This is a genomic window from Nocardioides ochotonae (genome assembly GCF_011420305.2).
Lineage (GTDB): Bacteria > Actinomycetota > Actinomycetes > Propionibacteriales > Nocardioidaceae > Nocardioides > Nocardioides ochotonae.
Genome location: NZ_CP061769.1, coordinates 1,563,867 through 1,588,256, shown reverse-complemented (window position 1 = coordinate 1,588,256; position 24,390 = coordinate 1,563,867). Strand labels below are relative to the sequence as shown.

At 73.7% G+C, this 24,390-nt stretch carries 23 protein-coding genes; 9 read left to right on the top strand and 14 right to left on the bottom strand.

Going from position 1 to position 24,390, the window contains the following annotated elements:
• Nucleotides 1-8: 8 nt before the first annotated feature.
• The gene (locus tag HBO46_RS07700; protein WP_166139771.1) at nucleotides 9-1,184 is read right to left on the bottom strand and encodes an NADH:flavin oxidoreductase; all 1,176 of its coding nucleotides are present in this window, start codon (nucleotides 1,182-1,184) and stop codon (nucleotides 9-11) included.
• Nucleotides 1,181-1,336, bottom strand: coding sequence for a hypothetical protein (locus HBO46_RS07695; protein WP_166139770.1), 156 nt, complete (start codon nucleotides 1,334-1,336; stop codon nucleotides 1,181-1,183). The genes HBO46_RS07700 and HBO46_RS07695 overlap by 4 nt, the downstream gene beginning before the upstream one ends.
• Before the next feature lie 202 nt (nucleotides 1,337-1,538).
• Between HBO46_RS07695 and HBO46_RS07690 the strand changes: the two genes are divergently transcribed.
• Together HBO46_RS07690 and HBO46_RS07685 are read left to right on the top strand one after the other, a co-directional pair.
• Nucleotides 1,539-2,444, top strand: coding sequence for a MarR family winged helix-turn-helix transcriptional regulator (locus HBO46_RS07690; protein ID WP_207950358.1), 906 nt, complete (start codon nucleotides 1,539-1,541; stop codon nucleotides 2,442-2,444).
• Between the two features lie 133 nt (nucleotides 2,445-2,577).
• Nucleotides 2,578-2,781 (top strand): hypothetical protein, encoded by a 204-nt coding sequence (locus HBO46_RS07685; protein ID WP_166139768.1) that lies wholly within the window; start codon nucleotides 2,578-2,580, stop codon nucleotides 2,779-2,781.
• Nucleotides 2,782-2,810: 29 nt separating this feature from the next.
• Here the strand turns inward: HBO46_RS07685 and HBO46_RS07680 are convergent, their stop codons facing one another.
• From HBO46_RS07680 to HBO46_RS07625, 12 genes are all read right to left on the bottom strand, one after another.
• Nucleotides 2,811-4,082 (bottom strand): NAD(P)/FAD-dependent oxidoreductase, encoded by a 1,272-nt coding sequence (locus tag HBO46_RS07680; protein WP_166139767.1) that lies wholly within the window; start codon nucleotides 4,080-4,082, stop codon nucleotides 2,811-2,813.
• On the bottom strand, nucleotides 4,079-4,396 hold the full coding sequence (locus HBO46_RS07675; protein ID WP_166139766.1) for a 2Fe-2S iron-sulfur cluster-binding protein: 318 nt from the start codon (nucleotides 4,394-4,396) through the stop codon (nucleotides 4,079-4,081). Before HBO46_RS07675 ends, HBO46_RS07680 begins: the two co-directional genes overlap by 4 nt.
• A 7-nt stretch (nucleotides 4,397-4,403) precedes the next feature.
• Nucleotides 4,404-5,621, bottom strand: coding sequence for a cytochrome P450 (locus HBO46_RS07670; RefSeq protein ID WP_166139765.1), 1,218 nt, complete (start codon nucleotides 5,619-5,621; stop codon nucleotides 4,404-4,406).
• 9 nt (nucleotides 5,622-5,630) lie between these two features.
• Complete coding sequence (locus HBO46_RS07665) at nucleotides 5,631-6,536, bottom strand: SDR family NAD(P)-dependent oxidoreductase (RefSeq protein ID WP_166139764.1); 906 nt, start codon at nucleotides 6,534-6,536, stop codon at nucleotides 5,631-5,633.
• Between the two features lie 76 nt (nucleotides 6,537-6,612).
• Nucleotides 6,613-7,578, bottom strand: coding sequence for an SMP-30/gluconolactonase/LRE family protein (locus HBO46_RS07660; RefSeq protein WP_166139763.1), 966 nt, complete (start codon nucleotides 7,576-7,578; stop codon nucleotides 6,613-6,615).
• A gap of 113 nt (nucleotides 7,579-7,691) precedes the next feature.
• Nucleotides 7,692-9,200 (bottom strand): class I adenylate-forming enzyme family protein, encoded by a 1,509-nt coding sequence (locus HBO46_RS07655; RefSeq protein WP_166139762.1) that lies wholly within the window; start codon nucleotides 9,198-9,200, stop codon nucleotides 7,692-7,694.
• Between the two features lie 17 nt (nucleotides 9,201-9,217).
• Entirely contained in the window at nucleotides 9,218-9,508 is a 291-nt protein-coding gene (locus HBO46_RS07650) for a hypothetical protein (protein WP_166139761.1), read from the bottom strand.
• A 31-nt stretch (nucleotides 9,509-9,539) separates the two neighbouring features.
• Nucleotides 9,540-10,670, bottom strand: a complete 1,131-nt coding sequence (locus HBO46_RS07645; protein ID WP_166139760.1) for a MaoC family dehydratase — start codon at nucleotides 10,668-10,670, stop codon at nucleotides 9,540-9,542.
• A gap of 49 nt (nucleotides 10,671-10,719) precedes the next feature.
• On the bottom strand, nucleotides 10,720-11,883 hold the full coding sequence (locus HBO46_RS07640) for a CaiB/BaiF CoA transferase family protein (RefSeq protein WP_166139759.1): 1,164 nt from the start codon (nucleotides 11,881-11,883) through the stop codon (nucleotides 10,720-10,722).
• Complete coding sequence (locus HBO46_RS07635; protein ID WP_166139758.1) at nucleotides 11,880-14,174, bottom strand: CaiB/BaiF CoA-transferase family protein; 2,295 nt, start codon at nucleotides 14,172-14,174, stop codon at nucleotides 11,880-11,882. The genes HBO46_RS07640 and HBO46_RS07635 overlap by 4 nt, the downstream gene beginning before the upstream one ends.
• Nucleotides 14,171-15,283 (bottom strand): acyl-CoA dehydrogenase family protein, encoded by a 1,113-nt coding sequence (locus tag HBO46_RS07630; RefSeq protein WP_166139757.1) that lies wholly within the window; start codon nucleotides 15,281-15,283, stop codon nucleotides 14,171-14,173. Before HBO46_RS07630 ends, HBO46_RS07635 begins: the two co-directional genes overlap by 4 nt.
• A 38-nt stretch (nucleotides 15,284-15,321) precedes the next feature.
• On the bottom strand, nucleotides 15,322-16,506 hold the full coding sequence (locus tag HBO46_RS07625) for an acyl-CoA dehydrogenase family protein (protein ID WP_166139756.1): 1,185 nt from the start codon (nucleotides 16,504-16,506) through the stop codon (nucleotides 15,322-15,324).
• 134 nt (nucleotides 16,507-16,640) lie between these two features.
• On the opposite strand from HBO46_RS07625, the gene HBO46_RS07620 reads away from it, so the two are divergent.
• The 7 genes from HBO46_RS07620 (at nucleotide 16,641) to HBO46_RS07590 (ending at nucleotide 24,325) form a co-directional block, all read left to right on the top strand.
• Nucleotides 16,641-17,645 carry an enoyl-CoA hydratase/isomerase family protein gene (locus tag HBO46_RS07620; protein WP_166139755.1) on the top strand — a complete coding sequence of 335 codons (1,005 nt, stop codon included), beginning with the start codon at nucleotides 16,641-16,643 and terminating at the stop codon, nucleotides 17,643-17,645.
• A complete protein-coding gene (locus HBO46_RS07615; RefSeq protein ID WP_166139754.1) occupies nucleotides 17,632-19,047 on the top strand; it encodes an amidohydrolase family protein in 1,416 nt (471 codons plus the stop codon). The genes HBO46_RS07620 and HBO46_RS07615 overlap by 14 nt, the downstream gene beginning before the upstream one ends.
• A 182-nt stretch (nucleotides 19,048-19,229) precedes the next feature.
• The gene (locus tag HBO46_RS07610) at nucleotides 19,230-20,435 is read left to right on the top strand and encodes an acyl-CoA dehydrogenase family protein (protein WP_166139753.1); all 1,206 of its coding nucleotides are present in this window, start codon (nucleotides 19,230-19,232) and stop codon (nucleotides 20,433-20,435) included.
• Nucleotides 20,435-21,556, top strand: a complete 1,122-nt coding sequence (locus HBO46_RS07605) for an acyl-CoA dehydrogenase family protein (protein WP_166139752.1) — start codon at nucleotides 20,435-20,437, stop codon at nucleotides 21,554-21,556. Before HBO46_RS07610 ends, HBO46_RS07605 begins: the two co-directional genes overlap by 1 nt.
• Nucleotides 21,553-22,467 carry an SDR family NAD(P)-dependent oxidoreductase gene (locus HBO46_RS07600; RefSeq protein WP_166139751.1) on the top strand — a complete coding sequence of 305 codons (915 nt, stop codon included), beginning with the start codon at nucleotides 21,553-21,555 and terminating at the stop codon, nucleotides 22,465-22,467. Before HBO46_RS07605 ends, HBO46_RS07600 begins: the two co-directional genes overlap by 4 nt.
• Nucleotides 22,464-23,333, top strand: coding sequence for an SDR family NAD(P)-dependent oxidoreductase (locus HBO46_RS07595; protein WP_166139750.1), 870 nt, complete (start codon nucleotides 22,464-22,466; stop codon nucleotides 23,331-23,333). Before HBO46_RS07600 ends, HBO46_RS07595 begins: the two co-directional genes overlap by 4 nt.
• The gene (locus HBO46_RS07590; RefSeq protein ID WP_166139749.1) at nucleotides 23,330-24,325 is read left to right on the top strand and encodes an amidohydrolase family protein; all 996 of its coding nucleotides are present in this window, start codon (nucleotides 23,330-23,332) and stop codon (nucleotides 24,323-24,325) included. Before HBO46_RS07595 ends, HBO46_RS07590 begins: the two co-directional genes overlap by 4 nt.
• The last annotated feature ends 65 nt before the right edge of the window (nucleotides 24,326-24,390 follow it).

Below are 24,390 nucleotides of genomic sequence, written 5' to 3'. Positions count from 1 at the left end.
TCGCGCCCTCACCTCCCCTGCGGCTCGACGAGCACGCACCGGGTCCCGCCGTAGATCGTGGCCATGCAGCGGTTGCAGTGGATGCACAGCGAGCGCGCCGAGGAGTCGCGCGCCATGGTCGCGACCAGATCGGGCTCGCGCAGCAGCGCCCGCCCCATCGCCACGAACTCGAAGCCGTTGTCCACGGCGGTCTGCACGCCCGCCGAGCTGGTGACGCCGCCCAGCAGCACCAGCGGCAGCCGGACGGCCGCGCGGACCTGGCGGGCGTGCTCGAGCAGGTAGAGGTCCTCGTAGGGGTACTCGCGCAGGAACCTCTTGCCCACCAGCCTGATCGCGGTGCCCACCGGCTCCCCCACGGCCTGGGCGAACTGGGCGATCGGCGCGTCACCGCGGAACAGGTACATGGGATTGAGCAACGAGCTGCCCTCGGTCATCTCGAGGGCGTCGACGCTGCCGTCCTGCTCGATCCAGGTGGCCACCCGGAGGGCCTCGTCGAGCCAGAACCCGCCCGGGACCCCGTCGGCCATGTTCATCTTCGCGATGATCGCGATCCGGTCCCCCACCGCGTCGCGGACCGCGCGCAGGGAGTCGCGCGCCACCCGGGCGCGGTTCTCCAGCGACCCGCCGTACTCGTCGTTGCGCTTGTTCAGCTTCGGGGAGAGGAACGAGCTGGCCAGGTAGTTGTGCCCGATGTGCACCTCGACCGCGTCGAACCCGGTCTCCTCGGCCATCCGTGCGGCGGCGCCGTGCTGGGCCACGATGCGCGTCAGGTCGGCGCGGGTGGCCTGGCGGGTGCGGGTGAATGCCTGGGGGTTGAAGTACGGCGAGGGCGAGAGCGCCTTCATCTTCGTCGCGCGCGGGTCGCCCACCGGCCCCGAGTGGCCGATCTGGGCCGAGATCGCCGCACCTTCGCGGTGCACGGCCTCGGTGAGCCGCACCAGCCCGGCCCGGGCCTCGTCGCGCCACACGATCTGGTGGCCGTCCGTGCGCCCCTCGGGCGAGACCGCGCAGTAGGCCACGGTGGTCATCGCGACCCCGCCGCGGGCGTGCCGGACGTGGAAGTCGATCAGCCGGTCGGTCACCTCGCCCCGCCGGGCGGCGTTCTCGTAGGTGGCCGCCTTGATCACCCGGTTGCGCAGGGTGAGCGGGCCGAGCCGCACGGGTCCGAAGAGGTCGGTGGTCATCGTGTCTCCTGGTGGGTGTGGGCCTGGGTCACTGGCCGGGTCGCCGTCTGGCTTTCGGTCTGGGTCACTGCGTGGGTCACCGTCTGGGCGCCGGCCGCGCTCCCCGCGATCAGCACGTCGGTCTCGTACTCCCACTGACTGGTAGTGCTCACGGCTTTCATGGCCACCTCTCCAAGATCTGTCGAGAACGCTTTAGGTTGAGAGCCACAGCTGTCACCTGAGTGACCCACCACCGGAAGGAACGGCGTCGTGAGCACGTCCAAGGACCGGGCCCTCGAAGAGGCGACCCTCCGATTGGTGAACGCAATCGCGCTGACCGCCGGAACGCGTAGTCACTCCCGGCGACTGAGAGCGGTGACCGGCATCGACCTGCCGCCCTCGGACCTGCGCTTCCTGGAGCTGCTCCACGGGCGCGAGCCGGCGGCGACCGGCGTCGTCGCCCGCGAGCTCGGCATCGACATCACCCAGGCCTCGCGTCAGGCGAGCGCGCTGCACAAGGCCGGCCACCTCGCCCGGAGCACCGATCCGCAGGACCGTCGGCGCACGCTACTCTCCCTGTCGCCGGAGACCGCCGCCCTCATGGACGCCTGGCTGGTGGCCTGGAGCCAGGACTACCTGGCCGCCATCGCGACCTGGAGCCCGGAGCAGATCGAGGTGCTCGGGAGCTGGTTCGCCCTGGTCCTGCACCGCTTCAGCGAGGCACTGCCCGACAGCCCGCGCCCGGCCGTCGCGGACCGGTGGGTGGAGCTCGCGGGAGAGGACTACGACCCGGCGACCCGCTTCTTCCTGCACGCGATGATCGGGATCGTCACCTGGGTGGCGCTCTCCGGCGGCTTCAAGGTGCTGCTCGACATCAAGGCCGCCACGGTGAGCGAGACCGGGTTCCTGACCCTCCAGGTGATCTCGCAGACCGGCCCGCTGTCGATCGCCGAGGTCGCGGCACGTCTGGCGATCGACCCCTCGCAGGCCAGCAAGCGCGTCGCCGACCTGGTCAAGGCCGGCCACCTGGACCGCGCGGTCGACGAGTTCGACAAGCGCAGCACCCGGGTGCGGGTCTCGCGCCGGGGCCGACAGCTGGTCGACGGCATCTTCGAGCTGCAGATGAGCACGTTCGGCGTGCTCACCACCGACCTGGGGCGCGCCGAGCGCGAGCTGTGGACGCCGTACATCGCGGCGTACGTCGACACGCTGCTGCACCACCGGGTCGGCACGGACGGACTGATCCGGTCTCCCGCCACGCAGGAGCTCAGCGCCCGGTGAGCGCGGCGTGAGCAGCGCCGGGAAGGCGGACGGGATGGTGCGGACCGCGTGCGCTCTTGTCGTGGCCGCGGGCCTCTCCGGGTGCTCACCGTCGGCAACCGGAGGAGGTGCGACAGCGGACTGCACGACGGCGGTGCGGTTCGAGGGCACCGTCTACCTCGAGGGCGGGTCCACCACGCGGGATGCGGTGTCGCTCGGGCAGGGCGAGGAGTCGTCGTGCGCGGACGTGGGGCGAGACGCCGTCGGGACGTACTTCGCGGACGACCCGGGCCAGGTCGCCCTGTGGTCCCTCGGGGGCTTCGATCCGGCGCACGTCGTCGCAGTCCGCGAGCCGTAGCCGGCCCCCGGGCCGGGGTGGGCCGGCACTCAGCGCGCGGTGACCGTGGCGCTGCGCGCCTGCTTGGCCAGCTGGCGCAGCGCCACCTCGGGGTCCGCGAACACCTCGACCGGCACCGGGTGGCGGGCGCCCAGCAGGGTGCGCAGTGCCATGAACTCGGCCGGGGAGCCGACGACCTCGGCGGCGACGAGCCGTCCGCGGCGGTGGAAGCCCACCACATGCCGCCCGGAGCCGGAGGGACGCAGGGTGGCCACGTCGCCAGGGCGGCGCAGCCCGACGATCTGGAGCTTGGCGCTGCCCTGGTCGGACCAGAACCACGGCACCGCCGTGTGCGGCGTCGACTCGCCGAGGATCGTCCGGACAGCCGTCGCGGCGTGCTCGACGGCGTGGTCCACGCTCTCGAGCCGCACCGAGGTCTCGCCGTCGCCCCAGGGGGTGGGGTCGGCCAGGACCGTGCAGTCGCCGACGGCCAGGGTCGTGCCGTCCGAGGCGAGGGCGTGCTCGTCGACCACGACGCCGCCGTCGGTCCGCAGGCCGAGGGAGGCGGCCAGCCCGGTGCGCGGCGCGGCGCCGATGCCCACCAGCACCAGGTCGGCCCTGACGGCGCCATCGGTGGTGAGGACCGCCCGCGCGTCGCCGCCGTCGGTGACGACCTCGACGATCCGCGCACGCGTGCGGATCTCCACGCCGTTCGCGTGGTGGTGCGCGGCGAGGTGCTGCGCGGTCGCCTCGCTCACGACCCGGCCCAGGATCCGCGAGCCGGCCTCGAGGACGACGACCCGGGCGCCGAGCGCCGCGGCGGTGGCTGCGACCTCGAGCCCGATGAAGCCGCCGCCGACGACCACGACGTCCCGCGCGGCGCGGAGCCGGTCGCGCAGCCGCCCGGCGTCGGCGAGGGTGCGCAGGGTGAGCACGCCGTCGGCGTCACCGCCAGGCACGTCGAGTCGCCGTGGCGTCGCCCCCGTGGCCAGGACCAGGCGGTCGAAGGCCACGGTGCGGCCCCGGTCGGTGCGGGCACGACCCGAGCCGTGCCCGCCACGGACCACCTCGGTCACGGCCTCCCCGAGGACCAGTCCGATGTCCCGGGCGCCCCAGTAGTCCTGGTCCCGCAACGCCAGCGCGTCCGCACCCAGCGACCCGGTCAGGAACCCCTTGGACAGCGGCGGGCGCTGGTACGGCGGCACCGGCTCCTCGCCCACCAGCGTGACGGCGCCCCGGTGGCCGGCGTCGCGCAGCAGGCACGCGACCTGGACGCCTGCCTGCCCCGCGCCGACGACCAGGACGTCGTCGTCGCGGCTCACAGCTGCTCGGGCGGCACCGTCACGTGCACGTCCCCCTCGCCGATGATCAGCTGGCAGGACAGCCGCGAGGAGTCCTCGCGGTCGCTCGCGGTGCAGTCGAGCATCTCGTCCTCGTCCTCGCCGGGCGTGCCGAGCTCGTCGCGGTGCGCCTCGTCGACATAGACGTGGCAGGTCGCACAGGACAGCGAGCCCCCACACTGGCCGACCACGCCGGAGACCCCGTTGCGCACGGCGGTGGCCATGACCGAGTCCCCGGGGCTGGCCGCGACGGCGACGACGGTCCCGTCGGGCTGGGTGTAGAAGACCTTGGGCATCGCGCGCTCACCAGGTCGCGTCGAGGCGTGTGATCGGCTGGCTCAGGTGATCGTGGTTGATGACCGGTGTGCTCGTCAGCCGGATCTGCGGGAGCCGCTTGAAGAGCTCGGCCAGGGCGACCTGCATCTCCATGCGGGCCAGCGGCGCGCCCAGGCAGTGGTGCAGCCCGTAGCTGAGGGTCAGCTGCGGGTTGTTCTGCCGGGTGATGTCGAACCGCTCGGCGTCCGGCAGCGCGATGCCGTCGTGGGCCGTGGCGCCGGGGTCGATCATGATCGCCTCCCCCTCAGCGACCAGCTGCCCGTCGATCTCGACGTCCTCGGTGGCCACGAAGGGCACGAGCGCGCCGCCGCCGGCCACCGGGATGCCGAGGGAGAAGCGGCCGTGGCGCAGGGTCTCCTCGGTGGCCGTCGGGGCCAGCCCGTCCGGGTCGGTGAGGAAGAGCTCGAGCTGGGCAGGGTGCTGCAGCAGGCTCGCGATCCCGGTGGTGATGAAGTTGGCCGTGTTGTCGAAGCCCGCGACCACGAGGAGCATCGCGATCGGCAAGATCTCCTCGTCGGTCAGGGTGTCGTCCTTGTCGCGGGCGTTGGCCAGGCTGGAGATCAGGTCGTCCAGCGGCTCGCGGCGGCGCAGCTGGATCAGCTCCACGACGTACATGTAGAGCTCGGCCATGTTGGCGACCACGTCGTCCTCGGACATCCCGGCGACGGCCAGCGTCGAGGAGGCCCACTTCTCGAACTTGTCGTGGTCCTCCGGGGGGACCCCCAGGAGGTTGCAGAGCATCTGGATGGGCAGCGGCAGCGCGTAGTCGTGGACCAGGTCGGCAGTGTCGCCCTTGGCGACCATCTCGTCGATCAGCGAGTTGGCGTAGGCGACAGCACTGTCGCGCATCGCCCGGACCTGCTTGGGCGAGATCGCCTTCTGCACCAGCCGGCGCAGCTTGGTGTGGTGGGGCGGGTCCTCGAACTGCAACGTCTGGCGCAGGAACTCGGGGAACTCGACGAAGTAGGGCACCACCCGCTCGCCGGTGCGGAAGGGCTCGCGCACGAAGCGGGGGTCACCGAGCATGGCCCGTGCCGCCTCGGTGCGGTGGATCACCCACGCGTCGCCGCCGAAGGGCATCGTCACCTTGGTCATCGGCCGGTCGGCCGCGATGGCCCGGTAGCGCTCGGCGGCCTCGGCCGCGGACACGGGCGCGAAGGGGTAGTCGGTCGCGATCTGGTTCATCGGGTCTCCTCACGCACCGGGCATGACCGGGATGGCCACGACCTGCGGCTGGGCCGCGTCGTTGATGGTCATGATCTGGTCGAAGGAGTCGGCGATCTTCTCGACGGTCAGCTCGGTGTCGTAGATCCCCTGGGTGTTGACCACCGCCATCCGGTTCACCATCCCGCCGGCGACGTTGAACGCCTCGCCGGTGACATCGGCGGCCGGGTGGGCGAGGTAGACGCCCAGCGGCGCGACCAGCTCGGGGGTCAGCGCGGTGCGCATGTACTCCATGATCTCGGGGCTGAGCGAGTCCGCCGCCGCCTCCGCCATCCGGGTGCCTGCCCCTGGAGAGACCGCGTTGACCTTGATCCCGTGCTCGAGGCCTTCGAGCGCGAGGTTGCGGGTGAGGGCGTAGACGGCGCCCTTGGAGCCGCCGTAGTGCACCATCATCGGGTTGCCGAGCATGGCCGGGGAGATGGTGTTGACGATCCGGCCGGAGCCGGACGCCAACAGGTGCGGCCACGCGGCCTTGGCGACCCACAGCGAGCCCAGGTAGTGCACGTCGACGTGACGCTGGAACTCCTCGGCGCCCACCTCCAGCCAGTCGGCCACCCGCACGATGCCTGCGTTGTTGATGACCGCGTCGATGCCGCCGAACGCGACGAGGGCCGCGTCCACGATCGCCTGGGCGCCCTCGGGCGTCGAGACGTCGGAGCGGACGCCGATGGCTCGACCTCCCGCGGCCTCGATCTCCGCCACGACGTCGGCGGCCGGGTCGTCCCCCTCGATGCCCATCCCGTCGGTGCGGGCGCCGAGGTCGGCGACGACGACCTGCGCGCCACGCGCCGCGAGCAGCAGGGCGTATGCGCGCCCGATGCCGCGCCCGGCGCCGGTCACGATGACGGTGCGACCGTCGAACTCGAGCTCTTCCATGGTGCTGACTCCTCGGTGCGCCGGGCTCCCGGCGCGGGTCTGTGTGATCAGTGGGTGCGGTCGGTGGGGCGAGCGGTCAGGGACGGGCGCTGCCGGCGCCGTACGGAGCCGGGGCGGTCCAGATGGAGCCCAGGCCCTCCTCGCGGGACTTGGCCCAGTCGAAGACCTCCATGCCGCAGGCGATGAACAGCGTCGAGCGGTCGGCACCCCCCAGGGCCACGGCGGTGCCCATCGCCTGGTCGATCGGGAGCTGCACCGCGTGCGTCGCCTTGCCGCCCTCCTCGAAGCGGCCCACCCAGCCGCTGCCGGGAAGTCCGGCCCAGACGCCGTCGGCGCCGTCGATCGCGATGCCGTCCGGCATCCACGGCAGCTCGGCCCAGACCCGACGCCCGGAGAGCGCACCGTCGGTGCCGCGATCCAGGGCGCTGATGCGGCACCCGTCGTTCTCGGCGGTGATCAGGGTCGCGGCGTCGGCGCTCAGCCCGATGCCGTTGGCACCCTGGAAGGTGCCGACCCCGGCGTCGCGGACCGTGCGGTCCGGCTCGACGACGATCAGCCCTGCCTCGCGCGCCTCCTCGCCGGCGAACAGGTCGTAGCCCAGCTGGGTGACATAGGCGCGTCCGTCGGCGTCGACGACCATGTCGTTGCACGAGGAGGTCGCGACCTCGCGCAGGTCGGCGTACTGCTCGAGGGTGGCGCCGTCCCAGACCAGCAGCAGGCGCTCGTGCATCGACACGACGATCGCTCGGCCGTCGGGGAGCCAGCCCAGCCCACCGAGGACGACCTCGGTCGTGCCGGTCGCCGTGCTGCCCGCCTCGGGCGCCAGCGGGGTGCGGGTGCTGGCATCGATGTAGGTGCTGGCCACCCCGTCCTCGTCGAGGCGGAGGACCCGGTGGTTGTACATGTCGCTGAAGTAGAAGGTCCCCTCGTGCCACCGCGGGATCTCCGACCAGGAGTACCCGGTCGACAGTCGGGCGGCCGACACCGGCGTGGCAGCAGCGGCTGCCTCGGCGGACGCGACCATGAGCGCCTCGTAGTCCATGTTGTCCTCATTTGCGTGTCGGAAGTTGAGTAATCAGATGAGCGTGAGACCCCGAGACATCGCCCGATCGACGGGTGTGACCGAGATCACTGTCGTGCAGAACATGCAGTTCGTCAACTAAAAACTGCGGGTGTCGTACCGGTGTCCGCGCGCAGGACCCGGCGCAGCACCTTCCCCATGTCGTTGCGGGGCACCTCGGTCAGGAACCGGACCTGTGCCGGCACCCGGCTCGAGCGCAGATGGGCCGCGACCCAGTCCCGCAGCTCCTCCACGCCGACCTCGTGCGCGGGCACGCGCACGACGGCCGCGACCACGACCTCGCCCCACACGTCGTCGGGCGCGCCGTAGACGACCGCGTCCTGGACCCCGGGGTGCTGGAGCAGGACGCTCTCGATCTCCCCGGGCGACAGGTTCTCCCCGCCCCGGACGATCACGTCGTCCAGGCGGCCCTCGACGAACACGTAGCCCTCCGCGTCGATCCAGCCGGCGTCGTGGGTGCGGAACCAGCCCTCCTCGTCGAGGCGGGAGGACGCGGCGTACTCCCCCGAGACCTGCGCCCCGCGCACCCACAGCTCCCCGTGGGTGCCGGCCTCGCACGGCTCCCCGAGCGGACCCCGGCAGACGATCTCCACGCTGGGCAGAGCACGTCCCACCGACTCCAGGCGCGCCCGGACCACCGGATCGTCGGTGGAGACGGCGTCGCGGTGCTCCTGGGGTCCGAGCACCGCGATCGAGGACGTGGTCTCGGTCAGCCCGTAGGCGTTGACGAACCCGACGTGCGGGAGCAGCGCGAGGGCCCGCTCGATCACCGGCCGCGGCATCCGCCCGCCGCCGTAGGAGAGGTGACGCAGCGCGGGCAATGTCTCCCCGGTCCGCTCCAGCACCTCCACGATGCGTGCCAGCATCGTGGGCACGACCATCGCGTGGGTGATGCCCTGGGCGCTGGCGGTCGCGACCCAGTCCTCGGCGGTGAAGTTCGGCAGCTGCACGATCCGCCGTCCGGAGTAGACCCCGGTGAGCAGGCCGGCGACGCCGGCGATGTGGTACGGCGGCACGCTGACCAGCGCCGCCTCGTCGGCACCCGCCCCGAGCATCTCGGTGCCGTCGAGCACGTAGGAGGTGAGGTGGCGGTGCCGCAGCACCGCGACCTTCGGCTTGCCGGTCGTGCCGCTGGTGTGCAGGAGCACCGCGGGCGCCTCGGGGTCCTGCCCCGCCTCGAGCGGCGTCCGCGCCGCTGCGCGGGCGGCACTCACGAAGGCGTCCGGCGTGCAGAGGGTCAGGTCGGGGCCGGGCTCCAGCCCGGCGCAGCCGCCCGGCTCAGCGAGGAGCGTGGCGGGCAGCTGGTCGGTGACCAGCTCGGCGTACGGCCCGGGCGCCAGCCGGTAGCTCACCGGCGCGAACGCCCGCCCGGCGACGGCGGCGCCGAAGAGGGCCACCGGGAAGGCCGGCGACGCCGTTCCGGAGAAGAGCAGCGGTCGGCCGGGATGGTCGGCGAGCAGGTGGGCGGCGCGGTCGGCGAGGTCGCGGAGCTGCGCCAGCGTGAGCCCGTCCCGGCTGTCCCCCAGGATGACGCGGTCGGGGTCGACGCTGGCGACCATGTCGAGCAGCGTCACGATGTTCATCGGGTCGGCTCCGGCGCTCAGTCCGAGGAGGGCAGGGCCTTGGCCGCCTTGACGGCCAGCTCCTCCCCGTCCAGGGCCAGTGGTCCGGCGCCGCCTGCAGAGCACAGCAGCTCGACGGTCCCGGCCACGTCGCTGTAGCGCTTGCCGATCACCACCTCGCCGGCGACGTCGCCGGCCTCTCCCGAGCCGTCCGGGGACATCGGCACCCCGCCGCAGGTGACGGTGACGTCCCTGACCGGTGCCTGGATGACGATGATCTCGGTGCTGGTGCCGGGGGCCTTGAGCTTGAGTCCGGGCTTGAGCTGCATGGGTCTCTCCTGGAGGTGGTGGACGGGTCTCTCACCCGTAGATGGAGGAGCTGTCGTGGGCCGCGTCGGCCCAGAGCATCGGGACCTCGCGGGGCTCACCGGCGTCGCGGCGCGGGAGCCGGACGGTGAGGTCGGCGGTCGCGGTCTCCACGTCGGCCTGGTTGACGACGGCGACCCGGAGGTCGACCAGACCCTGGCCGTCGACCTCGCGGGTGCCGGTCACCCGGCCGTGGACGGTGTTGGTGTCGCCCACGAGGTTGGGCCGGCGCAGCCGGGAGCTCATCGAGACCAGGTCGCCCCAGTCGCCGGCCCAGTCGGAGGCGATCTGGGTGAGCCAGGTGATGCGCTGCGGCCCGTAGTCGAACTGGGCGGACTGGGCGCGGTTGCGGCGGGCGTACTCGGCGTCCGCGCGCCCGCCCGCACCCATGTCGATGGTGCCCTCGTCGACCTCCGCGGAGCGCCCGATGGTCAGCGTGCCGTGGCTGAACAGGTAGAGCTCGGTGGTCGTGTAGGTGCCCTTCGGCAGCGCCGGCAGCTCCTCGCCGACCGTCACGTCCTCGAAGTGGCGGACCTCGCCGCCGCGCCGGGTGCGCTGCCACACCAGCGGGTCGGGCGCGACCTGCGGCCGGTCCGGGTCGGGCGGTGCGGCCGCGACCCCGGTGCCGGGGTTGGCGAAGCGGAGCATGTGGTTGGTCAGGGTCGCGATCTGCTCGCCGCGGTGGTTGAAGTAGTCGGTGCGCCCCGAGCACACCAGCGCCTCGCCCAGCTGCGGCATCGAGCGCCGCTTGACCCCGACGGGGGTCTCGATCGAGCGCACCCGGTCGCCCAGCCAGACCGGTCGGTGCCACTCGATGTCGGCGCCGAGGTAGAGGATGCTGAGGTCCTTCATCGCCACGTCGTCGCGCGACAGGTGGCCCCAGATCGAGGCGTTCGCCCCGAAGTCGATGGAGAACAGGAACGACGGCGACCCGGTCAGTGAGTGGAAGCGCGCCGCGTCGGCGTAGCCGCGGTCGCGGTGCAGCGGGTTGTAGTCGCCCGAGCCCTCGCTGTGGCGTCGCAGCCACTCCTCGGTGACCTCGCGCCACGCCCGCGGCTGCATCGGTACGTCGATGCCGCGGCGGTACTCCTCCTCGAACGCGTCGAGGGTCGTGATGCGGCTCATCGTGGGGTCCTCCTGGGTGAATGGGGGCGGCGGGTGCTGAGTGCAGCGCTCATGCGAGGACCCCGGTGCCGGGCTCCCGCTCAGCGGGTACGCCGGCGGCGCCGGAGGCGCACAGCGCGTGGACCTGCTCCGGGGTGCGACCCAGCGCGGCGAGCACGGCCACCGTGCTGGCGCCGAGCGGCTCCGCCGGGTCCGGGCGCTGCGCCGGCGTACGACTCAGCCGCGGAGCGGGTGCCGGGTGCGGAGTCCCGTGCACGTCGGTGAACCCGCCGCGCGCCCGCACGTGGGCGTGCTCGGGCACCTCGGCCAGCTCGAGGACGGCCTGCACGCAGGCGTCGACCCCGGCGAAGGCCTGCTCCCACTCCGCGCGGGTGCGGGTGGCGACGACGTCGGCGATCCGGGCGGTCGCCGCGGGCCAGGCCTCGCGGTCCAGCTGCTCGCCGAGCGAGACGGGGTCGAGACCGAGCACGTCGAGGAACGCGCGGTAGAAGGCGGGCTCGATCGCTCCGACCGACAGCCACCGGTCGTCGCTGGTGCGATAGACGCGGTAGAAGGGCGCCCCTCCGTCCAGGAGGTTGGTCCCCCGCTCGCGCCACTGCCCGCGCGCGGCCATCGCGTGGAACGGCGCGAGCATCAGCCCGACGCCGTCCACCATCGCGGTGTCGACGACCTGCCCGAGACCGGACGCCGTGCGTTCGTGCAGCGCGGCCAGGATGCCCAGCGCCAGCAGCATGCCGCCGCCGCCGTAGTCGGCCGCCAGGTTGAGCGGCGGCACCGGTGCTCGACCGGGCTCGCCGATGGCGGCCAGGGCGCCGGTGAGCGCGAGGTAGTTGATGTCGTGCCCGGCCCGCTGGGCGAGCGGGCCGTCCTGGCCCCACCCGGTCATTCGCGCGTAGACCAGCGCGGGGTTGCGGGCGTGGCACTCCTGCGGCCCCACCCCGAGGCGCTCGGTGACCCCGGGCCGGAAGCCCTCGACCAGGACGTCGGCGTCGGCGAGGAGGTCCAGGAGGACCTCGCGTCCGGCGTCCTGCTTCAGGTCGAGGGCGACCGAGCGCCGTCCGCGCGAGTGCGCGTCGGGTGCGTGCCGCTGGGTCCCGGGGCGCTCGATCCCGATCACCTCCGCCCCGAGGTCGGCGAGCAGCATGCAGGCGAACGGCGCCGGGCCCTGGGCCACGAGCTCCACGACGCGGACCCCGGCGAGCGGGCCGCTCACTGACCCGCCGGCCGGGTGCCGACGACCTGGCTGTCGACCAGCTCCTGGTACGCCTCCGGCGACAGCCCCAGCTCGCCGCACAGGATCTCCTCGTTGTGCTCACCGAGCAGCGGCGGGCGCCGGGTGATCCACGACGGCGTGCCGACGCGCTGGTAGGGCAGTCCCGGCAGCGGCACCTCCCCGGCGTACGGGTGCTCGACGACGGTGTAGGTGCCGCGACCGGCCAGCTGCGGGTGCTCGTGCACCCAGCGCCAGTCGGTACGACGGCCCGCCGGGACCCCCGCCCCGAGGAGCTTCTCGACCGCCTCGTCGGCGTCGTGCGTGGCGAACCAGTCGGCAAGCTGCGCCTCGAGCCGGTCGGCGGCGGCCTGCCGGCCGGCCCGGTCGGCGAGCGCGGGGTCGCTCAGCCACTCGGTGAACCCGGTGGCCGCGACCAGGCCGCGCCACTGCGCGTCGTCGAGGACCGAGAGGCCGACCCACTCGTCGGTGCCGCGGACGGCGAAGACCCCCTGGACGTCGGCGAGGGCCGAGCGGTTGCCGGTGCGCTCGAGCAGCTCGCCTCGACCGGTCCAGGCGAGGACCTGCTCGGAGGCCATCACCATCGCGCTCTCGGCGAGCGTGGCCTCGACCAGGATCCCCCGGCCACTGCGGCGGGCCTCGAGGAGGGCTGCGGAGAGCGCGAAGAACGAGCTGGCCGCGCCCATCGGGTCGGCGGGCCCGGACGGGTTCGTCGGATCGCCCCCGGGATACCCGGTGCGCCAGCACAGGCCGGAGAACTGCTCGACGGTCTGGGCGTAGCCGACCATCTCGCGGCGCGGCCCGGTCAGCCCGAAGGCGGGCATCCGCAGCATCACCAGCCGCGGGTTGATCTCGTGCACGGCGTCCCAGTCCAGCCCGATGGCCTCGAGCACCCGCGGTGCGTAGTTCTCGATCAGCACGTCGGCGTCGCCGATCATCCGCACCAGCAGCTCGCGCCCCGCGGCGGTGGCGAGGTCGAGGGTGAGGTCACGCTTGTTGACGTTCACCCCGAGGTAGATGTTGCCCAGGTCCCACCAGTGCTCGCGCTCGGTGGGGACGAAGCCCATCGTCCGCGACCCGTCGATCCGGCTGGTGCTCTCGACCTTGACCACGTCGGCGCCCCCGGCACCGAGGGCGGCGCCGACGTACGCGCCCACCCACCAGGTGCCGAGGTCGAGGACACGCAGGCCGGCGAAGGGCAGCCCGTCGGTGCTGGCCGGCGCCGTGTGCTCCGCCGCGGTGGACGGCACCCCGCGCTCCGGGCGTACGCCGTCGAACAGGAAGGGCGGGCGCGGCATCGTGAACGCGCCCGACGGGTGGGTCTCGTAGAAGTCGCGGGCCACGACCTGCTCGTCGTGCAGGATGCTCGCGCCGTCGTGCACCGGGGCGGCGGGAATCCGGAAGCGACCGGCGGCCTCGACGCACTCGGCGACGGTGTGGCGCCGGGTCCAGGCGCGCACGGCCTCGACCCACTCCGCGTACCGGGCGTAGCGCCCCAGGAACGTGCTCATCTGCTCGTCGGCGAGCCACTCGGGCCGTTCCATCAGCACCAGGAAGTCCTGGTGGTTGGCCGCCGAGGCGAGGTTGAACCCCACCCACCCGTCCGAGGCCGGTTCGACGCCGGGGGTCAGCCGCATCCGCGGCATCGGCGCCCGCGGAGTCTGCCCGATCGTGGCCGAGACGTCTTGGAACATGTTGTTGGCATAGGCCGTGACATCCAGCAGCGCGAGGTCGATGCGGCGCCCGGACCGCTCGCCCTGGAGCGCCGTGACCACCGCGCCGGCGGCCATCGACCCGGCGATCCACAGCGCCTCCGAGGACCCGGTCATCACCGGATAGGAGTCCATCGAGCCGCGCGAGCTCAGCGCCCCGCCCTCCAGCTGCAGGGTGAGCTCGCTCCACGGGCGTGCGGTGCCGGCCCACGGCCCGGTCAGCCCGAAGGGCGTGATCACCACGACCGCGGCATCCCCGAAGCGATCCAGCAAGCCGTCCTCGGGGGCGTCGGGGAGCTCGAGGACGACCAGGTCGGCTGTGGCAGCGGCCGCGACCAGATCGGCCAGGTCACCCTCGCGGCGCTCCTTGCCGAGGTGGAGGTAGCCGTCGAGCTCGGGGCCGCGGCCCAGGGTCGCGGCGCCACCGAGCCGCGTGACCGTGACGCCGGCGTCGGCGAGCAGCCGCCCGGCGTAGGCCCCGGCGATCGAGGTGGACCACTCGAGCGCGCGCAGCCCGGCGAGCGGCAGGGAGGTCCCGGACGTGGTGCTCGTCATCGTCATGCCACCGCCATCCGGTCGCCGAGGTCGAGGAGGGTCTGCCCCGAGCCGCCGAGGGCCAGGCCGCCCTGACGCGCGGCCAGGAAGTAGCGGTGCAGCGGGTAGTCCAGGTCGACCGAGACCCCGCCGTGCACCTGCATGGCGGTCTCGACGATCCGCACCGGGGCGTCCGCGGCCCACCACGCCGCGATCGCCGCAGCCTCCGGGTCGCTGGTCCCCTGGTCGAGCAGCCAGACCGCGCGCCAGGTGGTCAGCCGGATCCCCTGCACGTCGATGTAGGCGTCGGCGACCGCGTGCGAGACCGCCTGGAAGGTGCCGATCGGTCGACCGAACTGCTCGCGGCTGCGGACGTGCTCGGCCGCCATCGCCAGTGCTCCCTGGGCGGTGCCGAGCTGCTGGACCGCGCGGAAGGAGGTGACGAGGACGTCGAACCACTCCATCGCCTCGGCACTCGCGGCGGTCGGCGCGACGACGACGTCCTCGAGGTCGACCCGCACGCCGGCGGCCTCGAGGCGCCAGCGGCGCTGCCGGTCCACCGACGGGTGCTCGACCAGGGTGACCCCGTCCGCCCCAGGGGCGACGAGCACCAGGCCGCGGTGCCCCTCGGCGTCGGTGACCGGCAGCAGGACCCGGTCGGCAACGGCCGCCAGCGGCACGTGGGCCGCGGCGCCGTCGACCACGAGCACCCCGTCGCTCCGGGTCGCGGTGAACCCGGGCGAGGCGGTGCTGCGGCGCGCGATCGCGGCGCTGAGCAGGCTCTCCCCCGCCGCGAACCCCGGAAGCAGCCGGGCGCGCTGCGCCTCGGTGCCGAGGTGGGCGACCGCGCCCGCGGCGGCGACGGCCGTCTCCACGAGGAACAGCGGCGCGTTCACCCGGGCGGCGTGCTCGACGACGAGGCCGAGCTCCACCAGGCCCGCGCCGCTTCCGCCATGGGCCTCGGGGAGGGCGATGCCGAGCAGGCCGGCGCGGGCGAGCTCGCGCCAGGTGCGCTCGTCGTACGCCGCCCCGCTCGAGGCCAGCGCGGCGAGATGGTCGGGGGTCACGATGTCGTCGAGGATGGTCGCGGCGAGACCCGCGACCTCCTGCTGCTGCTCGTCGTGGCTGTAGTCCACGGTGGCTCCTCGGTGCTGCTCGTCGGATGGGTCGGTGGTCAGCGGGGGCTGCGGGGCAGGCCCAGGCCGAGCTGCGCGATCAGGTCACGCTGGATCTCATTGGCCCCGCCGATGAAGGTCATGACGTTGGAGTGGCCCACCGACCTGGCGAACGCACCCTCGACGACCGCGCCGGGCAGGTCGCCGGGCAGCGCCGCGTCGAGGCCGAGCACGTCGAGCAGCAGTCGCCGGCCGCGGCCGATGAGCTCGGACCCGAAGACCTTGGCCGCGGAGGCCTCGGCGGGCTCCAGCTCGTCGCGGTCCACGGCGGTGGCGAGACGGGCGTTGAGAAGCCGCTGGAACTCCACCTCCGCCCGCACCCGGGCCAGGGTCTGGCGCACGGTCGGGTCGTCGATGACCAGCTCGCCGCCGGGTCCTCGGGTGACCCGGGCCCAGGCGGTCACGGCCGCCAGGGCCTGCTCGACCGGGGCCGTGGTGACCAGGGCGACCCGCTCGGAGTTGAGCTGGCCGGTGATCATCGACCACCCGTTGTTCTCCCCGCCGATGCAGTTCTCGACCGGTACCCGGACCCCGTCGAAGGAGACCGCGGCGACCGAGTGGTCGCCGAGCGTGCGGATGCGGGTGGAAGTGATCCCGGGCGCGTCGCGGGGCACGATCAGCACCGAGATCCCGCGGTGCCGGGGCTGCTCGGGGTCGGTGCGGACCGCGAGCCAGATGTAGTCGGCGGCCTCCATCATCCCCGTCCACAGCTTCTGGCCGGTGATGACGTACTCGTCGCCGTCGCGCACCGCGCGGGTGGTGAGGCTGGCCAGGTCCGTGCCCGAGGACGGCTCGGAGTAGCCGATCGCGAAGTGGATCTCCCCACCCAAGATGCCCGGGACGAGCTCGGCCCGCTGCTGCTCGGTGCCGTGCGCCGCGATCGCCGGGCCGACGGAGTTGATGGTCAGCAGCGGCAGCGGTACGTCGGCCTGGGTGGCCTCGTCGCTGAAGATCGCCTGCTCCACCATGGTGAGCCCCTGGCCGCCGATGTCCTGGGGCCAGCCGATGCCGAGCCAGCCGTCCTTGCCCAGCGTGCGCACGACGTCGCGGTAGACCCGGGTGGCGCCCTCGGAGTAGTAGCCGTCGCGCAGGGCGTGGCGCACCTCGGGGGTCATCAGCCCGGCGAAGTACGCGCGCAGCTCGGCGCGCATCCGGGTCTGCGCCTCGGTCTCCGCCAGATGCATCGGATCAGCTCCCGTTCCTCGGTGAGCGCCGACGCGCTCGGTGCGCCGAGTTATATGCTCGCGGTCAACCATGTGATCTACGCCTCCCGATGAGCGGGAACTCGCCGGCGGCGGCCCCTGGAGTCTGGAGATCCATGCCCGAGCTCGACCTTCTGCAGGTGCTGGACCTGGACTCCGCCGGGGTGAACTGGGCCGACGAGGCCGCGGTGGGCAGGTTCGCCGCCGGTCTGCGCCAGTGCCTCGCACCGGGCCCGCACGGGCCGGGCGCGGTCGGTGTCGTCGGCGTGGCCAGCCGCCCGTTGCCACGCTCCGCCGGTCCGGTGCTCGAGCAGCTGACGGTGACGCTGGCGCAGGGGCCCGCCCCGTGGTGCGCCGGCTCGCGCGCCGACCTCCCGAGCGTCCTCGCCACCGCCGACCGCGCCCCGGGAGCGACCCGGGTGCTGCTCGAGCTGCTGCGGACCGGCGGCTGCGCGGACGTCGGGCACGGCCTGCTCGTGGAGTCCCTGGCGTACTCGATGCTGCTCGCCGGACCGGAGTTCCGGTGCTGGCGCGCCAGCACCCCCGCCGCCCCACCCGTCGAGGTCGAGCAACCGGTGCTGCTCTCCCGCCGGGGCGCACGGCTGGAGGTCGTCCTGAACCGTCCGGAGCGGCACAACGCCTGGGGACGACAGGTGCGCGACGGGTTCCTGGCCGGCCTCGAGCTGGCCGAGCTCGACCCCGCCCTGACCGAGGTCGTGGTCCGCGGGGCGGGCCCGTCGTACTGCAGCGGCGGCGACCTCGACGAGTTCGGCACCGCCCCGAACGTGGTCAGCGCCCACGCCGTCCGGCTCGCCCGCTCCGGGGCCATGGCCGTCACCCGGCTGCGCGAGCGGCTCGGCCCGGGCCTCCGCTTCGAGCTGCACGGTCTCTGCATCGGCGCAGGCATCGAGATCCCGGCCGCGGCCGGGAGGGTGGTCGCGAACCCGGACACCCGTTTCCGCCTGCCCGAGCTCAGCCTGGGGCTCGTGCCGGGCGCCGGCGGCACCGTCACGCTGCCACGCCGGATCGGTCGTTGGCGCACCGCCTGGATGGCGCTGACCGGTGCCGACGTCGACGCAGGCACCGCCCGGGAGTGGGGCCTGGTCGATGAGGTCCGCTGACCGCGTCGACCTGGTCCTGCGCGACGTCACCCTCCTCGGCGACGAGGGGCGCCGGGTCGCGGTGGCGGTGCACGACGGGCGAGTGGTCGCCGTGGAGGCCTCCCTGTCGCTGAGCGGATTGTGCGAGTACGACGGGCACGGCGCGGCGCTCCTGCCCGGGCTCCATGACCACCACCTCCATCTGCTGGCCACCGCCGCGGTGGCCGGCTCGGTCGACTGCTCCGACGCCACGACCCTCGACGAGCTCGGTGCCCGGCTGCGGGCCGGCACGCCGCGCGCCGGGTGGGTGCGCGCCGTCGGCCACCACGAGGCCCGGGTCGGCCGGCTCACCCGCGACCTGCTCGACGCCCTGATGGGCCCGGAGCGGGCCACGACACCGGTGCGGGTGCGTGACCACTCCGGCGCCCTGTGGGTGCTCAACAGCGCGGCCCTGGCGGCGCTCGGCCCGCTCCCGGACACCCCCGACGTCGAACGGGACGGCTCCGGTCGAGTGTCCGGACGACTCTGGCGCCTGGACCACGAGCTCGGCGCCCGCGTCGGCCGGACCGCCCCGGACCTCGCCGCGCTGGGCGCCGAGCTGGCGCGGCTGGGGATCACCGGGGTCACCGACGCCACGCCGGACCTGCCCCGCGCGACCGTGGACCTGCTGGACGGCGCGCGGCGTACCGACGCCCTGCCGCAGCGGGTGCACCTGCTCGGCGCGGCCACCGCCGCGGTGCCCGAGACCCTCACCGTCGGGCCTGCGAAGATCCACCTGCGCGACCACGACCTCCCGACCGTGGACGAGCTGGCCGCGCGGGTCACGGCCCATCACCGCACCGGGCGACCGGTCGCCGTGCACTGCCTCGGCGTGGAGGCGCTGGTGCTCACCCTCGCTGCCCTCGAGGACGCCGGGCACGTCCCGGGCGACCGGATCGAGCACGCCAGCGTCGTTCCTCCCGCCCTGCTCCCCCGGCTGCGCGCCACCCGGGTCCAGGTGGTCACCCAGCCGGGATTCCTCAGCGCACGGGGCGACGACCTGGTCCGCGACGTCGGCGCCGCCGAGCAGGCCTGGCTGTGGCCGTGGGCGGGGCTGCGCGCCGCGGGCATCCCGGTCTGCGGCGCCTCCGACGCCCCGCACGGCCCGCTGAGCCCGTGGCAGGTCATCGCCGCCGCGGCCGACCGGCGGACACCGTCGGGGCGGGTCGTCGGGGCGGGCGAGCGGGTCCCGGCATCGCTGGCGCTGGGCGGCTACCTCACCCACCCCGAGGCGCCCGCGGGCAGCGTGCGCCGGATCGTGCCCGGTGCGCCCGCCGACCTGGTGCTGCTGCACGGCCCCCTCGAGGCTGCCCTGGCCGGCGTACCGGCGAACCCCGTGCGGCTCACGGTCGTCGCCGGCCGGGTCGTCCACGACGCCGGCTGAGCGGCGCCTCGCTGCTTCCACTGATCGGGAGTTCCGGGCTCGCTCACACGCGTGCGGCCCACACTCCGCCTGCAGGCGACCGACCGTGCCGACGTCGAGGCGGGCTGCTGCGGCCTGTCACTCGGCGACGGTTCCCTACTCGGACGCATCAGCGGACTCAGCGCCGCGGAAAGGACCACGTGATGTACCCCGACCTCTCACCGGCCGCCAAGCAGCTGCGCCGCGAGCTGCGCGACTACTTCGCCGACCTGATCGACGACGCCGACCGCGCCGAGCTCGTCCACCAGGACGAGGGCGGCCCGGTCTTCTCCCGGCTGCTGCGCCAGATGGGCCACGACGGCTGGCTCGGGCTCGGCTGGCCCGAGGAGTACGGCGGCCGCGGCGAGGACCCCGAGGGCCTCTTCGTCTTCTACGACGAGGCGATCCGCGCCGACGCCCCGCTGTCGCTGGTCACCTTGAACACCGTCGCGCCCGCCCTGATGAACTACGGCAGCGAGGAGCAGAAGGCCTACTTCCTGCCCAAGATCCTGGCCGGCGAGCTCAACTTCGCCATCGGTTACACCGAGCCCGGCGCCGGCACCGATCTGGCGTCCCTGCAGACCCGTGCCGTGGTCGAGGGCGAGGAGCTGGTGATCAACGGGGCCAAGGTCTTCACCTCCGGCGGCATGTTCGCCGACTGGATCTGGCTCGCGGTGCGCACCGACCCCGACGCCGTCCGGCACCGCGGCATCTCGATCGTGATGGTGCCGACCACGTCGGCCGGGTTCTCGGTCACCCCGATCGAGACCGTGGGCGGGCACTCCACGTCCGCGACGTACTACGAGGACGTCCGGGTGCCGCTGGCCAACGTCGTGGGCGAGCTGCACCAGGGCTGGTCCCTGATCACCGCGCAGCTCAACCACGAGCGGGTCGCCCTGGCCGCCCGCGGCGGCGTCGCCAACGAGCTGTTCGACGCCACCCTCGCCTGGGCCCGCGAGACCCCGCTGGGCGCCGGGTCGGTGTACGACGTGGGGTGGGTGCGCGCCCGGCTGGCCCAGGCCCACGCCCTGCTGAGCGCCAGCGACCTGTTCAACCTGCGCCTGGTCGCCGACATCGCCGCCAACACGCTCACCGGTGGTGGCTCCGGCGCCGCGAAGGTGGTCGGCACCGAGACCGTCGTGCAGGTCTACGCGCTGCTCCAGGAGGTGCTCGGTGCCGCCGGACTGGTGCGCCCCGGCTCCCCCGGGGCCGCGCTGGCCGGTCGCCTCGAGGGGCTCTCGCGCCGCTCGCAGAACAACACCTTCGGCGGCGGCACCAACGAGGTGATGCGCGAGCTGGTGGCCGCGAAGACCCTCGGCATGACCGTCGGCGCCCGCCGACGCCCCACGACCACGAAGGAGGCCGGCTGATGGACTTCCAGCTGGACGACGACCTGCGCGAGGTCGCCGACCTCGCCGCCAAGATCTTCGCCGACCGGTGCGACAGCGCCCACCTGCGCACCGTCGAACAGACCCAGGGCGGCTTCGACCGCGACCTGTGGCGGCTGCTGGCCGACTCCGGCCTGCTGGGTCTCACCCTCTCCGAGGAGCACGGGGGTGCCGGCCTGGGCGCAGGTGCCCTCCTGGCCCTGCTTGAGCAGCAGGGCCGCCGCACCGCGCCGGTCCCGTTGTGGGCGGTCATCACCTGCGGGGCCGAGCCGCTGGCCGGGCACGGCACGCCCGAGCAGCAGGCCCGCTGGCTGCCCGGCCTGCTGGACGGCACCACGCCGGTGACCGGCCACTTCGAGGTCGCGGCCGACGGCACGCTCCCGCTCCATGGGCGTCCCGACGGCGACGGCTGGGTGCTGAGCGGCGTCCTCGACCTGGTGGTCGCCGCCCCGGTCGCCGCGGCCGTGGTGCTGCCGTTCGCGACCCCGGACGGGCCGCGGGTGGCCGTCCTGGCCACCGACCGGCTGCGGGTCGAGGCGGTCCGCGCGACCGACAACTGCTCCGCCGGCTCACTGGACGCCGGCGGCGTACGGGTCGGCGCCGAGGACCTGCTGGCCGTCGACGGCGCGACGATCATCGACCGCACCCGGACCCGGGCCCGGGTGGCGCTGGCCGCCCTGGCCACCGGCGTCGGCGCCGAGGCGGTCGCGATGACCGCGGCGTACACCTCCCGGCGCCTCCAGTTCGACCGGCCGCTGTCGACCAACCAGGCCGTCGCCCTGCGCGCGGCGGACGCGCACCTCGACGCCGAGCGGGTCCGGCTGACCGCGTTGAAGGCCGCCTGGCACCTCGACCGGGGCGAGCACGCCGAGGCGCGCGCCGCCTCGCTGGTCGCGAAGTGGTGGACCGCCACCGGCGGGCTGCGCGCGGTCCACGCGACCCAGCACCTGCACGGCGGCATCGGCGCCGACCTCGACTACCCCATTCACCGCTACTTCCTGTGGGGCCGCCAGCTCGCCTTCACCCTCGGCAGCGCAGGCGCCGTCGAGACCGAGCTCGGCGACCTGCTCGCCGACCTGACCCCGATCGGAGCTCCCGCATGACCCACCTCGCCATCGTCACCGGGGCCAGCCGCGGCATCGGCCGCGCCATGGCCCGCCGGCTCGCCTCGGACGGCATCGCCGTCGCCGCGGTCTCCCGCACCCTGCACCCGGGCGACGGCTCGCTGGCCGGCTCCCTCGAGGAGACCGTCCGGATCATCACCGCCGAGGGCGGCACCGCCCGCCACTTCGTCGCCGATCTCGGTCGCCCCGAGCTCGACCGGGCGGCCCTCGTCGCCGAGATCGAGGACGCCTTCGGCGAGCGCGTGGACATCCTGGTCAACAACGCCGCCGCGGCACGCCACCACGGCGCCTCGTTCCTCGACATCGACCGGACCATGTTCCACGACTCGGTGGAGACCAACGTCTGGAACACCTGGGACCTGATGAAGGCGGTCGTGCCCAGCATGCGGGCCCGCGGCGCCGGCTGGATCGTCAACCTGTCCTCCCGCCTCGCCGGACCCCGCGTCGGGCCGCCGTACGCCCCCCACCCGCTGCTCGGCTCGGTGCTCTACGGCGCCACCAAGGCCGCCATCGACCGGCTCACCACCGGCGCCGCGATGGAGCTGTACGACGACCGGATCGCCGTCAACACCCTGGCCCCCAACCGGGGCGTCGCCACCGAGAACGCCGCGCGGGCCGTGCCCGGCTGGCCCTCGGAGCCCGAGGAGACGATGGCGGAGGCCAACCTGCTGCTGTGCACCGCCGACCCCCGCGAGGTCACCGGCCGGGTCGCCTACTCCCTCGGCCTGATCACGGAGTTCGACCGCCCGGTCCGCACCCTCGACGGCACCGCGCTCGTCGAGGGCTGGCAGCCCTCCGACATCGACACCGCCTCGCTGCTGCCCGACCACCTGGTGTTCAACCCCGCTCCGCCGGTGCCGCAGGCGCTCCTGCAGGGAGCGGACTCGTGAGCGCCTCCGAGGACCTCCTCGACCTGCTCGGGCTGCGCGGCCGGGTCGCGCTGGTCACCGGCGCCGGCAACGGGATCGCCCGGGCCACCGCGCTGCAGCTGGCCAGCGCCGGCTGCGACGTCGCGGTGGTCGACCTCGACGCGGACGCCGCGGCGCGCACCGTCGAGGAGGTACGCGAGCGGGGCCGCCGCGCCGTGGCCGTGCAGGCCGACGTCACCGACCCCACCGCCCCCGCGCGGATGGTCGCCGCGGCCTGCGAGGCGCTCGGCGACCTCTCGGTGGCCGTCAACGTCGCCGGTGGCACCGCCGGGGTCAACAAGCCCCTGCTCGACCTGAGCCTCGAGGAGTGGCGCCGCCCGCTGGCACTCAACCTCGACTCCACGTTCCTCTCCGTGCAGGCCGAGGCGATCGCCATGATCCGGGCCGGGCACGGCGGCCGGGTGGTCAACGTCGGGTCCACCAGCGGCGTCGCCGCGGCCCCCCACATCGCCGCCTACGGTGCCGCCAACGCGGGCGTCATCCACCTCACCAAGACCGCGGCGCTCGAGCTCGCGCCGTACGGCGTCAGGGTCAACTGCCTGATCCCCGGCACGCACTGGACCGTCGGCACCCGCGCCCACATGAACAACCCGGACGCACCGGCGTCGGTGCGCGAGTTCTTCGCCAGGTCCGCCGCGGTGACACCGCTGGGCGACCTCGGCGACCCGGAGCAGACCGCGGGCGTGGCGCTCTTCCTGGCCTCCGACCTGTCGGCCTACATGACCGGCAGCTCGGTCGTCTCCGACGGCGGCATCCTGCACACCACGGCACGCCCCGCCTTCGGCGGCGGGGCCGTCCCCGACGCGATCAAGGAGTACGTCCGATGAGCGAGCTGCGGATCATCGACATGCACTGCCATCTCTACCGCTCCGAGGAGCACGGGCGCGAGATGCGCGACTACTTCCTCACCCCGCCGCTGGTGAAGCCGGGCGCGGCCAACCTCGGCACCCTCGCGGAGTTCGAGGAGATGATGGACGCCTGCGGCATCTCCGCGTGCAACGCCCTGATGCTGACCTGGACGGGGCGCTACCACCGGCACGGGCAGTACCTCCTGCCCGACGACCCCGCCGAGCGGGCCACGGCGGACGCGGAGCTGCGGGACCGCGCCACACGCCGCGCGCACGACAACAACACCTGGGCCGCCGAGGTGAGCGCGGGCAACGACCGGTTCACCTACTTCGCCGGGGTGAACCCCGTGGTGATGGGCCCGGAGGGGGCCGCGCAGGAGGCGGCCGAGCAGCTCGCCCTGGGCGCGGTCGGGGTCAAGCTGAGCCCCGGGGACATCGGGGCGCCCGGTGGCGACCCGGCGTACTTCCCGCTCTATGAGTACTGCGTGGCCCACGACGTGCCGATCGTCACCGAGACCGGCGGGCACAACCCGAACGTCCGTCCGGCCGGCTTCGCCGACGCGCTGGCGGCCTACCCGGACCTCAAGATCTGCTTCGCCCACTTCGGCCACGACAAGGCGTTGCGCGGTCCCCTGGACCTCGAGGTGCTGGAGCTGGCCCGGCGCTACGAGCGCGTCCACACCGACACCTCGCTACGCCTGAACGAGGTGTACGACGGCACCTGGACACCCGAGGACATGGTCGCCCACCTGCGCGAGCTCGGCATCGAGCGCGCGATGTTCGGCACCAACTACGTCTTCTCCGACCTGCTCAACACCCGGCCGGGCCATGTCGAGGCACCCGACCACGTCGACCCCCGTTTCACCCAGGTCTGGAAGTCCGTCGACGTGCTCACCAAGCTCCCGCTCGGCGACGACGAGTTGGCCGGCCTGGCGGCGGAGAACTTCTTGAGGTTCATCGGGCGCGGCTGAGCACCAGCGCGCCCGCGGGCCCTGAGTGCGAACAAAGGCCGCGGACGGCGAGGTCAGACCTCGCC

What these genes read in the sequence shown, in the direction of transcription:
- HBO46_RS07700 (WP_166139771.1), bottom strand. Translation starts at nt 1,184, where the DNA reads ATGACCACCGACCTCTTCGGACCCGTGCGGCTCGGCCCGCTCACCCTG.
- HBO46_RS07675 (WP_166139766.1), bottom strand. Translation starts at nt 4,396, where the DNA reads ATGCCCAAGGTCTTCTACACCCAGCCCGACGGGACCGTCGTCGCCGTC.
- HBO46_RS07670 (WP_166139765.1), bottom strand. Translation starts at nt 5,621, where the DNA reads ATGAACCAGATCGCGACCGACTACCCCTTCGCGCCCGTGTCCGCGGCC.
- HBO46_RS07665 (WP_166139764.1), bottom strand. Translation starts at nt 6,536, where the DNA reads ATGGAAGAGCTCGAGTTCGACGGTCGCACCGTCATCGTGACCGGCGCC.
- HBO46_RS07660 (WP_166139763.1), bottom strand. Translation starts at nt 7,578, where the DNA reads ATGGACTACGAGGCGCTCATGGTCGCGTCCGCCGAGGCAGCCGCTGCT.
- HBO46_RS07655 (WP_166139762.1), bottom strand. Translation starts at nt 9,200, where the DNA reads ATGAACATCGTGACGCTGCTCGACATGGTCGCCAGCGTCGACCCCGAC.
- HBO46_RS07650 (WP_166139761.1), bottom strand. Translation starts at nt 9,508, where the DNA reads ATGCAGCTCAAGCCCGGACTCAAGCTCAAGGCCCCCGGCACCAGCACC.
- HBO46_RS07645 (WP_166139760.1), bottom strand. Translation starts at nt 10,670, where the DNA reads ATGAGCCGCATCACGACCCTCGACGCGTTCGAGGAGGAGTACCGCCGC.
- HBO46_RS07635 (WP_166139758.1), bottom strand. Translation starts at nt 14,174, where the DNA reads ATGACGATGACGAGCACCACGTCCGGGACCTCCCTGCCGCTCGCCGGG.
- HBO46_RS07625 (WP_166139756.1), bottom strand. Translation starts at nt 16,506, where the DNA reads ATGCATCTGGCGGAGACCGAGGCGCAGACCCGGATGCGCGCCGAGCTG.
- HBO46_RS07620 (WP_166139755.1), top strand. Translation starts at nt 16,641, where the DNA reads ATGCCCGAGCTCGACCTTCTGCAGGTGCTGGACCTGGACTCCGCCGGG.
- HBO46_RS07615 (WP_166139754.1), top strand. Translation starts at nt 17,632, where the DNA reads ATGAGGTCCGCTGACCGCGTCGACCTGGTCCTGCGCGACGTCACCCTC.
- HBO46_RS07610 (WP_166139753.1), top strand. Translation starts at nt 19,230, where the DNA reads ATGTACCCCGACCTCTCACCGGCCGCCAAGCAGCTGCGCCGCGAGCTG.
- HBO46_RS07605 (WP_166139752.1), top strand. Translation starts at nt 20,435, where the DNA reads ATGGACTTCCAGCTGGACGACGACCTGCGCGAGGTCGCCGACCTCGCC.
- HBO46_RS07600 (WP_166139751.1), top strand. Translation starts at nt 21,553, where the DNA reads ATGACCCACCTCGCCATCGTCACCGGGGCCAGCCGCGGCATCGGCCGC.
- HBO46_RS07590 (WP_166139749.1), top strand. Translation starts at nt 23,330, where the DNA reads ATGAGCGAGCTGCGGATCATCGACATGCACTGCCATCTCTACCGCTCC.